The 14267-nt window shown below is 51.8% G+C and carries 13 protein-coding genes; 8 read left to right on the top strand and 5 right to left on the bottom strand.

Annotation, left to right across the window (positions count from 1 at the left end; all coding sequences use genetic code 11):
* The first annotated feature begins 58 nt into the window (after positions 1 to 58).
* The 3 genes from G462_RS0109650 to serA all read left to right on the top strand — a co-directional run bounded on the left by G462_RS0109650 (position 59) and on the right by serA (position 3068).
* Positions 59 to 781: a YebC/PmpR family DNA-binding transcriptional regulator gene (locus G462_RS0109650; RefSeq protein ID WP_026958812.1), complete on the top strand. Its 723-nt coding sequence runs from the start codon at positions 59 to 61 to the stop codon at positions 779 to 781.
* A gap of 105 nt (positions 782 to 886) precedes the next feature.
* A complete protein-coding gene (gene rpiA, locus G462_RS0109645; RefSeq protein ID WP_026958811.1) occupies positions 887 to 1540 on the top strand; it encodes a ribose-5-phosphate isomerase RpiA in 654 nt (217 codons plus the stop codon).
* 298 nt (positions 1541 to 1838) lie between these two features.
* The gene (serA, locus tag G462_RS0109640; protein WP_026958810.1) at positions 1839 to 3068 is read left to right on the top strand and encodes a phosphoglycerate dehydrogenase; all 1230 of its coding nucleotides are present in this window, start codon (positions 1839 to 1841) and stop codon (positions 3066 to 3068) included.
* Between the two features lie 50 nt (positions 3069 to 3118).
* Here the strand turns inward: serA and G462_RS0109635 are convergent, their stop codons facing one another.
* The 3 genes from G462_RS0109635 to G462_RS0109625 form a co-directional block, all read right to left on the bottom strand.
* On the bottom strand, positions 3119 to 4429 hold the full coding sequence (locus tag G462_RS0109635; protein ID WP_026958809.1) for an IS4 family transposase: 1311 nt from the start codon (positions 4427 to 4429) through the stop codon (positions 3119 to 3121).
* 127 nt (positions 4430 to 4556) lie between these two features.
* Positions 4557 to 6035, bottom strand: a complete 1479-nt coding sequence (locus G462_RS0109630) for a methyl-accepting chemotaxis protein (protein WP_026958808.1) — start codon at positions 6033 to 6035, stop codon at positions 4557 to 4559.
* A gap of 2 nt (positions 6036 to 6037) precedes the next feature.
* Complete coding sequence (locus G462_RS0109625) at positions 6038 to 6886, bottom strand: hypothetical protein (protein WP_026958807.1); 849 nt, start codon at positions 6884 to 6886, stop codon at positions 6038 to 6040.
* A gap of 421 nt (positions 6887 to 7307) precedes the next feature.
* Between G462_RS0109625 and G462_RS22355 the strand changes: the two genes are divergently transcribed.
* Positions 7308 to 8366, top strand: a complete 1059-nt coding sequence (locus G462_RS22355; protein ID WP_084405008.1) for an ABC transporter substrate-binding protein — start codon at positions 7308 to 7310, stop codon at positions 8364 to 8366.
* A 7-nt stretch (positions 8367 to 8373) separates the two neighbouring features.
* Here G462_RS22355 and G462_RS0109610 read toward each other — a convergent pair whose 3' ends face one another.
* Complete coding sequence (locus tag G462_RS0109610) at positions 8374 to 9009, bottom strand: hypothetical protein (protein ID WP_026958806.1); 636 nt, start codon at positions 9007 to 9009, stop codon at positions 8374 to 8376.
* Between the two features lie 161 nt (positions 9010 to 9170).
* On the opposite strand from G462_RS0109610, the gene G462_RS22350 reads away from it, so the two are divergent.
* Positions 9171 to 10034 carry a patatin-like phospholipase family protein gene (locus G462_RS22350; RefSeq protein WP_035477415.1) on the top strand — a complete coding sequence of 288 codons (864 nt, stop codon included), beginning with the start codon at positions 9171 to 9173 and terminating at the stop codon, positions 10032 to 10034.
* On the opposite strand, the gene G462_RS0109600 is transcribed toward G462_RS22350, so the two are convergent.
* A complete protein-coding gene (locus G462_RS0109600) occupies positions 10023 to 10904 on the bottom strand; it encodes an AraC family transcriptional regulator (protein WP_026958805.1) in 882 nt (293 codons plus the stop codon). The two genes, G462_RS22350 and G462_RS0109600, sit on opposite strands and share 12 nt — an antisense overlap.
* A gap of 182 nt (positions 10905 to 11086) precedes the next feature.
* Here G462_RS0109600 and G462_RS0109595 point away from each other — a divergent pair, with 182 nt between their 5' ends.
* From G462_RS0109595 to G462_RS22345, 3 genes are all read left to right on the top strand, one after another.
* Complete coding sequence (locus tag G462_RS0109595; protein ID WP_026958804.1) at positions 11087 to 12247, top strand: iron-containing alcohol dehydrogenase; 1161 nt, start codon at positions 11087 to 11089, stop codon at positions 12245 to 12247.
* 244 nt (positions 12248 to 12491) lie between these two features.
* Positions 12492 to 13982, top strand: a complete 1491-nt coding sequence (locus G462_RS0109590) for an L-fucose/L-arabinose isomerase family protein (RefSeq protein WP_026958803.1) — start codon at positions 12492 to 12494, stop codon at positions 13980 to 13982.
* A gap of 139 nt (positions 13983 to 14121) precedes the next feature.
* The coding region (locus G462_RS22345) for an IS4/Tn5 family transposase DNA-binding protein (RefSeq protein ID WP_035477413.1) at positions 14122 to 14267 on the top strand (146 nt) is incomplete at its 3' end.

Raw genomic sequence — 14267 nt, 5'->3', positions numbered from 1 at the left:
ACAGGGCTGGATCGTTAAAATCCTCCGCAATGTGATTAGCCAATGAGCGAAAGGTAAGATGGGAAGAGCTTTTGAAGTGCGCAAGGCCTCGATGGCCAAAACCGCAGGCGCCAAAACCAAAGTTTATTCAAAATATTCGAAAGAAATCTATGTTGTAGCGAAGAACGGCGGCCCGGATCCGGACGCTAACCTGCAACTCCGCAGCCTGATGGATCGCGCTAAAAAGGACCAGGTACCTGGCCACGTGATCGACAAGGCGATTGAAAAAGCCTCCGGTGGTGCTGGCGAAGACTACGCCGCAGCCCGCTACGAAGGCTTTGGCCCGGGTAACTGCATGGTGATCGTTGATTGCCTGACCGACAACAACAGCCGTACTTTCACTGACGTTCGCCAGTGCTTCGTTAAAACCAAGTCAAAGATTGGCGCGCCAGGCTCAGTAGCCCACATGTTCGAGCACCAAGCCGTGTTCTCGTTCAAAGGCGACGACGAAGATGCGATCCTTGAGATCCTGCTGATGGACGATGTAGAAGTGACCGACGTGGAAGTAGAAGACGGTATGACCACCGTATTCGCCCCACACACCGAGTACTTCAAAGTGAAGACCTCGCTAACTGCTGCCATGCCTGAACTTGAGTTCGAGGTAGAGCAGATCACCTTCATCCCTCAAACCTACACCAAGATTGAAGGCGAAGACGATCTGGCGATGTTCGACAAGTTCCTGGCGATGCTGGAAGACTGCGACGACGTGCAAAACGTGTATCACAACGCAGAACTGGCCTAAGTTGCCACAATAATTTAGAGCCCAGCTATGCTGGGCTTTATTGTATTTACTGGCAGTAAAACGACACTGCCACCCCCTCACTTTTTTTACTAGGGTCAAAAACCAATGACACAGGATGAGATGAAGAAAGCAGCTGCCTGGGCTGCGCTGGAGTTTGTAGAAGACGATAGCATTGTTGGCGTGGGCACCGGCTCCACCGTTAACCACTTTATCGACGCCCTTGGCAGCATTAAGGACCGCATCAAAGGTGCGGTATCCAGCTCAGAAGCCTCCACCGAGCGCCTGAAAGAGCTTGGTATTGAAGTGTACGATCTCAACTCTGTTGCCAGCTTCTCGATCTATGTAGACGGCGCCGATGAGATCAACGCGCGCAACCATATGATCAAAGGCGGTGGCGCGGCGCTGACCCGCGAGAAGATCGTAGCGGCAGTCGCTGACAAGTTCGTGTGCATTATCGACAACACCAAAGAAGTCGATGTATTGGGCAAGTTCCCACTGCCAGTGGAAGTGATCCCAATGGCCCGCAGCTACGTGGCGCGTGAACTGGTGAAACTTGGCGGTGACCCGGTTTACCGCGAAGGCGTGGTGACCGATAACGGCAACGTGATCCTGGATGTACACAACATGCAAATCACCGACCCTGTGGCCACTGAAGAACAGATCAATGCCATCGTAGGTGTCGTCACCAACGGCCTGTTCGCAGCACGTGGCGCTGACCATGTGATTATTGGTACCCCAGAAGGTGCCAAGCAGCGCTAAAGACCCGTAGGCCAGCGTCAGTGCTGGCCTATCCTCTCTATATTTATTACTCTCCACCTCACGAAGCTACTCTCCCCTCAAACGATCTTTTTGTTACATTTGCAGCTAAGTCCCCAGCAAGGTCAGCAAAAACTTCCGCCTATAGTTCCGATCCCGATGTAGTTATAACAAGATCGTCTAGCATTTCTGCCTTTGATAGCCGCATTCCCCCACGGTTAGTAAGAAAATTACGTTTCTTTAGTAAACGATTTTTGATAGTTTACTGCTTCTGCTGTATTCAAGGATCAGGAAGCGACACATGGCAAAATTCTCTCTCGGAAAGGAAAAAATTAAAGTTCTTCTGCTGGAAGGTCTTCACCCCAGCTCCCTTCATACCTTTCAAGCCGCCGGCTACGATAACGTTGAAATGATCAAGACCTCTCTGTCGGAAGAAGAGCTGATTGAGAAGATCAAAGACGTTCACTTTATCGGTATTCGCTCCCGAACCAACCTGAATGCACGTGTACTTGAAGCTGCCAACAAACTGGTAGCGATTGGCTGTTTCTGTATCGGTACCAACCAGGTCGACCTGGCTGCCGCACAAAAACTGGGCGTTCCAGTATTCAACGCGCCATTCTCTAACACCCGCAGCGTCGCCGAGCTCAGCTTGGGGCAAATCATTCTGCTGCTACGTGGCATTCCACGTAAGAACGCCATGGCCCACCGCGGTGAATGGCTAAAATCGGCAGATAACTCCTTCGAAGCGCGTGGCAAGAAGTTAGGGATCATCGGTTATGGTCACATTGGCACCCAGTTAGGTATCTTGGCCGAAACACTGGGTATGCAGGTGCAGTACTACGACATTGAAACCAAGTTGTCGTTGGGTAATGCTGTACAGGTAAGTAGCATGCAAGAGCTGCTGGCTACCTCGGACGTGGTTAGCCTGCACGTACCAGAAACCCCGCTGACCAAGAACATGATTGGCAAGGTGGAGCTGAGCCAAATGAAGGCTGGCGCAATCTTGATGAACGCAGCGCGCGGCACCGTGATTGATATTCCTGCTTTGGTTGAAGCGCTGGATAGCGGCCACCTACGTGGTGCGGCCATCGACGTATTCCCGACCGAGCCAAAGTCCAACAAAGAGAAGTTCGAATCACCACTGCAGCAGTTCGACAACGTGATCCTCACCCCGCATGTGGGTGGCTCTACCCAGGAAGCGCAAGAGAACATCGGTATTGAAGTCGCCTCGAAACTGGCTAAGTACTCGGACAACGGCTCAACCTTGAGCGCCGTGAACTTCCCAGAGGTATCACTGCCTGAGCACACCGACACTAGCCGCCTGCTGCACATCCACCACAACCAACCGGGCGTGCTCACCAAGATCAACTTGGCCTTTGCCGAAGAGCAGATCAACATTGCGGCGCAGTACCTACAAACCAATGAGAACATCGGTTACGTAGTGATTGACGTGGAAACCGCGCAAAGTGAAAAGGCACTGGAGAAGCTGAAGGAAATTGAGGGCACCATTCGCGCCCGTATCCTGCACTAAACCTTGCAGCTGTTTTTGTGCAAAAAAGTGGGCCAAGGCCCTAATGCCGTTCACTTAAGGTGAGCGGCATTCTTATTTTTGGCATAGCGTTGCGGTCTTGGTTTGACCGCTCTTGGGAATGTCCTACTTCGTCTTGGTTCTAGTATCAAACTTCTCGCCATCCCCATCATGTGCTTGAGCTGGCGGGGAATGTTTCCGGGGGTCGCATACGGTAAGGTCACCAGTAAGCGCGTCACGCAAGCCAGTGCGCCGGTAAAACTCAATTGATAAGGCAGGTAGTCTCCTTTTAGGGTGAAACACATCTCGACCATCTGGTAACGCACCAAGTTATAGCTCAGCAGCCCCCCCCATAACTCTTGCCTTATCAGCTCCGGCCTGCGACTGCGTAGGGTTAGCCGATTACCCAGCATGAACTGCTTCTGCTCACGATAACCCAGCTCAATCTCCCAGCGATGGCCATACAGTGAACCAATATCAGCCGCAGGAAAGCGCATCGGGTCGGTCATCGAGGTAAGAACAGCGAAGTCTTTGCCGTTGATTTTGCGGGTCACTAAGCGAGCATGTACCTGCTCTGGGAGCTCAGGCCAGCGCTTACGCGCCTGGGGGCTGGAGGTTAGTTCCACCAGTTTGTCATTGCGCCCCAAGCTTCTCTCGATGCGATATTGGGTGTTCTTCTTGAGAGGAATGAGCCAGTGACGCTCAGTCCCTGCGCGTTGCCACGCATGGAGTAAGCCCAATGAGTAAAAACCGCGGTCAAATAGGGTCAAGCTATGGTCGGGGGTGTCGGCAATCAGCTGTTCGGCCAGTACCATTTCGTTGACCGCATAATCATCGAAGGCCGAAGCCGTTATCAGGTGGCTGCTGAGTTCCATTTGGCAAACCATGCGTACCTGTGGATATTGCGTCCCCTTTTGTCGCGAAAAGGCTTGGTTGTTCTCATCTGACTCAGGCGTGCGCCAAACCACACCATCAACCCCCAGTAGGGTTAAGCCATTCCAGTGTGGCAATTGCGCCTGCTGACACCAGCGCTGAGACATCAACCGAAACACATCGGCAATCGCTTGCTCTCCAAGCTGCTTACGCCGCTGCGTTAAGGCGCTTGGGGCAACAAAGGGCTTACCTTCTCGGTCAATGATGTCCAAATGATTTACCACATCGGTAATCGACAAATCGTGATATAGGCTCATGCCAACAAGCAGCCAGACTAAAGATTCGAGTGGGAGTTTACGTTTTCTCAGGGTGACAGTGTCACTGAGAGAATAAGCCTCATGTATCAGCTCAAGCGGCGGTATGTCCGCGAGGGTTTCGGGCTTAATGGGGGCGATTTGGTTGATGATATCGAGAGCTTGAGCAACGTCCATGACGAAAAAAATCCGATGCCAGTAATGACATCGGATTTTGAACCTCTCAGAAAGATCGTCAATGGATCTGTCTTAACTGATCGGCATTAGGCCAAGGCCCACTTTTTTAGTATCAGCCCGGTGTTGCTCACTGATACTTAAAGCGCTTAATTTGCGCCACCATCTGCCCGCCAACTTCCAGTAAGCGCTGGGTGGTTGACTGCAGTAGACGGCTATCATCGTTCATCGACATAGCGCCTTGGCTGAGGCTCTCCATGTCTTGAGTCACCGCATCCGTTACGTTCGCCTGCTCTTCGCAAGCACTAGCAATCATGGTGATCATATCGTTCACGCTGTTCATTTCGTTGGTGATTTGCACCAATGAGTCGCCGGTAGACTGGGCAGTGTTAATGGTTTCCGACACCATGGATTTACTGGTTTGAGTGGCTTGATAAGAGACATCAGCCTGTTTTTGCAGGTGTTCAATGATGTTTTCAATCTCAGTCGTCGAGTCATGGGTCTTGCTGGCTAGCGCGCGCACCTCATCGGCCACCACCGCAAAGCCACGTCCAGACTCTCCGGCTCGGGCCGCTTCAATCGCGGCGTTCAGCGCCAGCAAATTGGTTTGCTCTGCGATCCCCTTAATCACATCGAGCACTTGGCCAATGTTATCACTAGCCTGCTTGAGGCTACTTACTTCATCGGCAGTTTGCTCCAAGTTTGAGACCAAGGCCTGTACCTGCTCGATGTTAGTGTTGATAAGCTGATAGCCCTTCTCCGACAGCTGATAAGCCTGTTGGGTTTGGCCGGCAGTGGTTTCCGAGTTACCGGCAATCTCCTTGGTCGCAACACTCAACTGATTGAGATTACTCAAGGAGGTCTGAGTCAACTCGGACTGCTGTAAGGTGCCATTGCTAGCTTTATCACTGACCATACGAACTTGTTCAGACAGGCTTTCCAGCTGCTCAGCCGCCTTGGCAGTATCACCAACAATCACTTGCACAGTCTCGATAAAACTATTGAAGCTCATGCCGAGTTGGCCAACTTCATCGTTGCGCTCAACTGGCACACGGGCGGTTAAATCACCACCGCCGCCAGCGATATCGGCCAATACCTTGTTGACGTTGTTCAACGGCAAGATCACATTGCGGCGAATCACTTGGCTAAGTAGTAATCCAAGCAACACTAGCAATATCACCACACTCACGACACTTTGCATGAGCTGGTTTGACAAAGCGTGCGCAACATGGCCATCAACAAAACCGATCTCGGCTCGTCCTGTTTGCTCCCCCTCCCAAGTAATATCGATGCTAACACTACTGCTGTTGGCCGAGCCTGCGCTCGTCTCAGCCATCAAGCGCCCCCGCTGATCTTCAATGCGAATGCTGTTGATGTACACTTCTTGGGTAAGCGCATCGATGATGTTTTGGATAACGGCAACGTCGTAGACAAACACCGGTTCTTTGAGGATCACCTGCAACTGCTCTTGGAAACGCTGCTGATCATTGCTGTACTCTTGCATCAACTCACTGCGGTTAAGGGCATAGCCTACCGCGCTCACTAACACACTTACGAGTAACACCACGACTACCAGCCAGGCCATAATTCTTGCTGTAATTGTATTCACTGTTATTCTCCAGCCAGGGGATCAAACCACACTTCAGAGGGGATCTGCTGTACCCGTTCGGTAAGGTTTGGGTTGGTTAAATCAAAGATCTTGCGCTGTTTAAGCTGGCCCAACTCTAGGGCATTTTTGACATCGGGATGGTTGAAAAACATCGCTTGGAAGCTGCCATCTGCAAACATTTGGTAGAGGATCTCTTCAATATGTTGAGCCACTTGCTGGTTCCCTTTCTTGGTAAAAAAGAAAAATGGCATTTTGTAGCGCAACATAATGTGGCTATCGACACTTAGCGGATACTTCGATTCCCTTTCCAGCTCAGCCCAAGGCTCGAAGATCGCGCGCGGAAAATAGCGACAACGCTCGGCATCGAGCATCGCAAATATGTTGAAGTAACCCAGGCTCTTAGCTACCGGAATCCCATTTGCTTCGAGGATCGCAGTGTCAGCCCATAACTTACCTTGGCATGCTCGATGTTGGCGCAACTGCTGCAGGGTCGTCACCGATGCAAGGGCTTGTTGATCGTTGCTGCGAACGATCCCCAAACGCATTCCAAGAGTTCCGCGGTATAGTGGGAAGTAAACTGCTTGCATCTGCTCTTCATAGTCCTTAGAGGTCGCCGTCCAGAGAAGGTCAAGTTTGCCATCGTCCAGATCAGCCTGAGTACGAGCAAACGAACTGTCTCCTGCTTCTCCATAGGGATACTCGACACTGTCATAGATATCAGAACGCTCTACGATGGCATCTAATAGCTGGTTAGGGAGACTTTGCCCGTTGGAAGAGCCCGACGCTTTAAGGGGCTGACCTTGGGCGCTTGATATCACCACCAATATTGACAAAATTATCGCTTTTTTCATCTTTTCCTCCGTCAGTCAAATTATAGGCAAGCCTCGCCAAAACGCTGGTTTAACACTGAAACCTCGTTTTTTATCTCGGGAGGGCCAGAGGCAAGGCATTCTGACGTTAAGGTAGCGGCGTCGACAGCTAGAGCCAGAAGCGTTTACGGAAGCTGGCAGCCACAGCCGTCAACTCAGTTTGAACAGAGTCAAACTTGGTGTAGAAGCAGAGAAATACGGTTTGGTTAATATGAAACAGGCGGGAGAAGAAGATAGAAATAAGCAAAATAATTCACCTGTATATGTAAGTACTTATCTACAGAGAGGCTATTTCATATCTAAATCATTGCCTTAGCTTTGACGCTACCGCAACAAAATAGCCATCACCAGGTTCATTCCTAGGAGCTAAGCTTATATTTGTCTCTGGCTAACCCACATAAGAATGTCCCGACTTATCCTACTCTGCGCGCTCTATATATTTAGCTTACCAAGTCACGGCCAATACTCCTCTGTGCTGTTTCTCAATCCAGGTAAAGCGGAAGAAAGCTTTTGGTCCGATGTGGACCACTTCGCCAAAGAAGCGGCCAAGCAGCTGCTTATCGATCTGGACATTGTCCACGGCGAGCGCGAGGAGTACACCCTGGTCAATCATCTGCAGAAGCTAATCGCTCGTCGGCAGCTGCCGGACTATTTGATTTTGGTTAACGAAAAGCAGGTGCTGCCGAGACTAATGACACTGCTGGAGGGCCACCCAGTATACATTGTCATCATCCTCAACGACTTAAGCCAAGGTGAGCGCACTAAGGCAAAGCTGTCGGCTCATTGGGAAGAGTTCTTACTGACTACACTGATCCCCGACAACTACTGGATTGGTCAGCAGACCGCCAAAGAGATGGTGTTAGCTGGCGGCCAGCAAGCGGGTGACTTGCTGGTGTTATCCGGCGATAAACTTACCCCGGCGTCTATCCAGCGTACTCAAGGGGCGCTGGACTATGTTAAGCACAACACTCAGCTTACGCTCAAACAAGTGGTGTATACCGATTGGAATGAGCAACAGGCATACAGCAAGACAATGCGTTTACTTAAGCGCTTTCCGCAATCACGCTATATCTGGACGGTGAATGATCACAGTGCATTGGGGGCGATAAAAGCGCTAAACAAGACAGGACTGACCCCCGGAAAAGATGTATACATCGCCACAGTAAACAGCTCGGCAGAGATTATCCAACGTCGCCAGCAAGGTGAGATAAGCTCGCTAGGAGCAGGACACTTTGCCCTCGCAGGCTGGGCCTTACTGCTAATCGATCGACACAGTAAAGGCTCGGGTGTTCCCAAACGGATCAATCGCCCCTTCTTTGAGCTGATAAACGAAAATAGTCCTATCTATCAATGCCTGATAGACAAAGATTGGAGCCGTTTCCCGTTTCGCCAGCTCGCCGCGCAAGACTCGCTGCCCACTAACTTCCAGCTGAACAAGCAACGACTTACTGCCTTACCCTAAGCCCAGTCTAGGGCAGGTAGCTGTCCAATAACTGTGAGAGATTGCTGGCCCACTGACGGCTGCTTTGCTCCATGTCCCATTCGCTTTGGTTGATCGGCTGACATGCTATGTCACTGCGCAGGGCCTCAGCAGCAGCGAAGTAGCGCGTGACTTGCTGTTGCATCAGCTCGCGCTGGCGAGTGAGTGGCAGCGGCTCCTTGGATTGGATTAACTGTTCAAGCTGCAGGCTGGAATCGGCCAGCTCACTCGCAGCCAACTGATAACTGAGCGCAGGCAGCCGGCAGCTCAGATGGGTCTGAAACTTGGTAAATTCCTGATAGTAACGAGGCTTGAGGTCCATGCCGTATTTGCGCTCACAGATATCCAAGTCCGGCTGCTGAAGGTCGCTGAGGATCTGCTGATAGACGCGCAGCTGCTTCTGGTGATCGCTTTGCTTATCTTTGTGGACCTCTCGATAGCGAGTGAGATTGCCGTTGAGGTTGCTGATAGCTTGGCGCTGCTTGGCTTCGCAATGATGCTGCTGCGTGTTGTCCCATTGCTCCAGCGAGCTTGATGAATCGGCCTGAGCGGCTGCGGATAAGGCCACCATCCCTAACGCGCCGATCCCACATACTGCTGCGCTACCACGCCCCAAACTGCTCATCTCCTACTCCCTGGAAACTGTTAACGAGTGGTTAAATATTAACATAAGCATTTACTTTATTTCATTGCTCAAAGCTTGAGCTAGCTCCCACGCCTACACATCCGACCAGTTGTGAGATAAGCTAAGCGCTCGGACACAAATGGACAGGGAGGAGCCGGTTAATGCAACATGCACTGGTTGTTGAAGGTGGAGCGATGCGCGGGATTTTTGCCAGCGGGGTGCTCGATGCGTTTATGGCTGAATCCTACTACCCCTTCAATTTTGTCATCGGCGTTTCAGCCGGTGCATCCAACCTGGTGGGTTACCAAAGTCGGCAGCCGCGACGCAGCTATCGCGTGATCACCGAGCTGGCCACCAGTGATGAGTTCTTAAGTGCTCGCCGCTTTGTACGTGGCGGCCATTTGATTGATGTAAAGTGGCTATGGGAAGAGTCGAAGAAACGCTTTCCGGTCAACGAGCAGGCACTTTACGCCGCCAGCCCCTTCTATGTATCGATCACCGATGTCGAGAGTGCAGAAGCACATTATCACCGGATCAGCCCGACCACTATCGACCCCTTGATTGAAGCCACCTGCGCCCTGCCCTTTGCCTATAAAGCCACCCCGCGCATTGATGGCAAGCGCTACACCGACGGCGCCGTGGGGGATTCAATCCCAGTGAGGCAAGCCTACCAAATGGGGGCACGGCACATCACCGTGATACTGTCCCACCCAGAGGGCTACGAGAAGGCCCAGACCCGCTATCCGTGGCTAATGAAGCAGCTGTTTCGCCAGTACCCGGGGCTGGCCAAGGCAGTACTGCAACGTGCAGAAAGCTATAATCAGGCGCTGGAGTTTATTGCCAAGCCACCTGCCGATTGCCGGGTGGATGTTCTCGCGCCACCCTTAGAGTTTGATGTCAGTCGCCTGACTATGGACCTCGACAAGCTCAATCAGGGCTACCAGATGGGCTTGCAGGTCGGAGGCGTGTATCTGTCGCGCAAAACCGCCAGCCAGCACGCCAGTCAAATGTCGCTAACTGGCTAGCTGTAGGGAGCAATCCTGCGGGCTCTCGCCAAAGTAGCGTTTAAACTCGCGGCTAAACTGGTTAGGGCTCTCATAGCCGACTTGCGCGGCCGCCTGTTTAACCTTCAAGCCTTGATCGAGTAACAGCTCCCGCGCCTTGGATAAGCGCAGCTTCTTGAGGTATTGGATCGGCGAGCTGGAGGTCACCTGACGGAAGTTTCGGTGGAAGGATGAGGGGCTCATATTAGCCATACCCGCCAACTGATTGACATCCAGGGCCTGATAGTAGTTCTCATGGATATGTTTAAGTGCCTTCTCCAGCCGCGACAAATGGGTATTGTGCAGCGCCAACGCAAACAAAGGCACTGCGTTAGGGCCGCTGAGCACCCAAAACAACACTTCGCGCAGTAAGGCTTTGCCCAGCACATCGGCTTGCAAGGGCGAGCTTAGACTCTGTACCAAACGCAGCAAGGCGCAACGCAGCGCCTCTGGGGCATGGCTGACGAACAGGCTTTTGTTCTCACTCAACCGCTCTACCTCGACCGGCGTTTGCTGGTGCTCATCAAACTCTCGCACCAACTGATGCAACATCCCCATATCGATGTCGACTACCAAACCGAGCAGAGGCTCTCCCGCTTTAACATGAGTCGCACACTCCGCAGGAATAGGCAAGGTTAATACCAAGTAGTTATCTGGATTGTAATCATAGACTTGCTGCTCCAAAAACACCTGCTTGGAGCCCTGTGCCACGAAGATAATCCCCTGGCTATAACACAAGGGTTCACGCGAGCGAGATTGGCTAGCTTTAAAAATGCCAACCCCGGGAATGCGTGTCGCATTGTAACCGTCGCTATGGGCCAGCGGTTCAAGCAGCTTGGCGAGTCGTTGCATAGGGAAATCCTGTAAAACCGTGAGTGGTTGCGCTTTAAGGTAAGCATAAAACAAGCCACAGCCTAAAAACACCTTTTTGCCAGCGGTGATAGTTTTAGGCACGAATTTGAGCGATATCCCCCTTTCGAATTCCCCGTAAGCGACTAGGATATACCCGAACAACCTCACTGGAAGGAGAGAGCATGAACAACTTCGATTATCGCAACCCTACTCATATCGTATTCGGCAAAGACCGCTTGGGCGAACTGGACAAGCTGGTGCCCCAAGATGCCAAAGTCATGGTGTTATATGGTGGCGGGAGCGTAAAACGCTTCGGTACCTTGGATAAAGTACTGGCCGGCCTAGGTGAGCGCCAAGTGGTGGAGTTTGCTGGCATTGAGCCTAACCCACAGTTCGACACCCTGATGAAAGCCATTGAGATCGTACGCGCAGAGAAGGTGGATTTCCTGCTGGCCGTGGGCGGGGGTTCGGTGATGGATGGCACCAAGTTTGTTGCCGCGGCCGCTAACTACGATGGTGATGAAGCCGACATTCTAAAACATGGCTTTGCGCCACCACCAATTGAGAGCGCGCTGCCACTAGCTACTGTAGCCACTCTGCCAGCAACTGGCTCAGAGATGAACATGGGCGCGGTAGTGTCTTATCAGGGCGGTAAGTTCCCGGTGATGCACCCGTTACTGTTCCCACAGTTCTCGGTATTGGACCCCAGCCTGACCTTTAGCTTGCCACCGGTACAGGTGGCGAATGGCGTGGTAGATGCCTTTGTGCATACTCTGGAACAGTACGTTACCCTGCCTGCCAACGGCCATATTCAGGACCGTACCGCTGAGGGCATCCTAAAAACTCTGATCGAGATAGGCCCGGTCACTCTGGCCAACCCAGAGGACTACGAAGCACGCGCCACCTTGGTGTGGGCGGCAACGTCAGCACTGAATGGCTTTATTGGCGCAGGGGTACCACAAGATTGGACCACCCATATGATTGGCCATGAGCTAACTGCGCTGTTTGGTATCGATCACGGCCAGAGCCTGGCGATCATCCAGCCATCGGTGTGGAAGCTACGTAAACAGAAGAAACACGCCAAGCTGCTGCAATATGCTGAGCGCGTATGGGACATTACCGAAGGTGACGATGACCAGCGCATCGATGCGGCGATTGCCAAAACCCGTGAGTTCTTCGAGTCACTCGATGTAAAAACCCGCTTGTCGGAGTACGGCGTTGAAAAATCGCAGATCGACAGCATCGTACAGGCACTGGAAGATCACGGCATGGTCGCCCTGTCTGAAACCGGCGATCTGGACCTGAGCATCAGCCGCCAGATTATCGAGGATGCCTACGCGTAAATCGCGATTTGACCCTGTCGATTATTCCCTTTGCAAACCGACGCCCAGTGCGTCGGTTTTTTTTGATATTTCACTTCAGTTTTTCCGAATCTGCTTTGCAGTGTTACGAATGTCACCTTCTGGTTTGCCAGATCCCTCAACCCAAAGGGTTATTGATCTAGGTCAATTCACAGCTTTTACCTAAATACCGCACACTTGCCAGCAATTAAAACAAGGTCATCAGACCATCGTGTTGGAGCGAGTTATGATTAATATCCCACAAGTTAAAATGGGTGTTGTTGCGGTTAGCCGTGACTGCTTTCCTCTGTCGCTGTCAGAGTCTCGTCGTAAGGCTGTAGTTGCAGCTTGCACCGAGAAAGACATCGAAGTTGTTGAACTGCAAACCATCATCGAAAACGAAAACGATGTGGTTAAAGCGCTGGAAGAAGCCAAGCAAACTGGCATCAACTCACTGGTTATCTACTTGGGTAACTTTGGTCCTGAAGGCCCACTGAGCTTGATGGCTCAACGCTTTGACGGCCCAACCATGTTCGTATCAGCGGCAGAAGAAGCCACTGCTTGCCTGCAAGATGCGCGTGGTGACGCATACTGCGGTATGTTGAACGCTTCTCACAGCGCTGGCCTACGTAAAGTTAAAGTACATATCCCTGAGTACCCAGTGGGCACGCCTACTGAAGTGGCTGACATGATCGGCGATTTCGTACCAGTAGCTCGCACTATCCTGGGTATGAAAGGCCTGAAGATCTTCTCGTTCGGTCCTCGCCCACAAGACTTCGTTGCGTGTAACGCGCCTATCAAAGCCCTGTTCGATTTGGGCGTTGAAATCATGGAAAACAGCGAACTGGATCTGTTTGATATCTACCAGCAAGCTGAAGGCCACGCTGATATCCCGCGCATTGTTGCAGAGATGGAAGCAGAGCTGGGTGACAACAATCCTTACCCAGATCTACTGCCTAAGCTGGCTCAATACGAAGCTGCCCTGCTTGATTTCCACAAAGACAACCTGGGTGCATCAACCTTCGGTATCTTTGCGAACAAGTGCTGGCCTTCATTTGAGAAGTTCTTCGGTTTCGTGCCTTGCTACGTAAACGCTCGTCTGGCTGAGCGCGGCATTCCAGTTGCGTGTGAGGTTGACATCTACGGTGCCCTGTCTGAGTACATGATCACCTGTGCAACCAACCATCCAGCAACCCTTCTGGACATCAACAACTCTGTACCTGCAGATATGGTTGAAGCCAACCCAGAAGCAATGGGCAACTACACCGATAAAGACGTATTCATGGGCTTCCACTGTGGTAACACCGCACCTAGCTGCATGAAGAACTCTGCACTACGTTTCCAGAAAATCATGCACAGCCTGATGGAGCCAGGTGAAGAGCCAAACATCACCCGCGGTACTCTGGAAGGTCAGATCAAGCCAGGCGCAACCACGCTGTTCCGTCTGCAGTCTACTGCTGACACCAAGCTGCGTGCTTACGTTGCTCAAGGTGACATCCTGGACATCGACCCACAATCGTTCGGTGCGATTGCGGCCTTCGGTATCCCAGAGATGAAGCGTTTCTACCGCCACGTGCTGGTTCAGAAGCGTTACCCACACCACGCGGGTATTGCCTTCGGCCACGTTGCTAAGACCATGTACCAAGTACTGGATCTGCTGGGTGTAGAAGAAATCGACTACAACCAACCAGCTTCTGAGCGCTACCCTAACGAAATCCCAAGTGTATTCTTGGGCTAAGCGTTAGCGTCAGTATCAGAAAAGGCTCCCTAGGGCTGTCTCTTATACACAAATCCCCGAACATCGTTCGGGGATTTTTTTTGAACTCAATCCTCACCTTGTGATCAGATCATTTAGATTTCTCAATGAGATGGTTACGATGGACAGTTCAAACCCAATGGAGTGGGCACAAGCGCAGTTTAGTCAGGCAGAGCTCAATGACCCCAGACGTACTCAAAGGCTTATATCGCTAGCTGCTTCACTTGCCAGCCAACCCGGAGTCGCTGTGTCTAAACTGGCTATTTC

The organism is Aliagarivorans taiwanensis DSM 22990, assembly GCF_000429505.1.
In the GTDB taxonomy this organism is placed as follows: domain Bacteria; phylum Pseudomonadota; class Gammaproteobacteria; order Enterobacterales; family Celerinatantimonadaceae; genus Aliagarivorans; species Aliagarivorans taiwanensis.
Note: the sequence above shows the minus strand (reverse complement) of the source record. Positions and strands in the feature narration are given on the sequence as shown.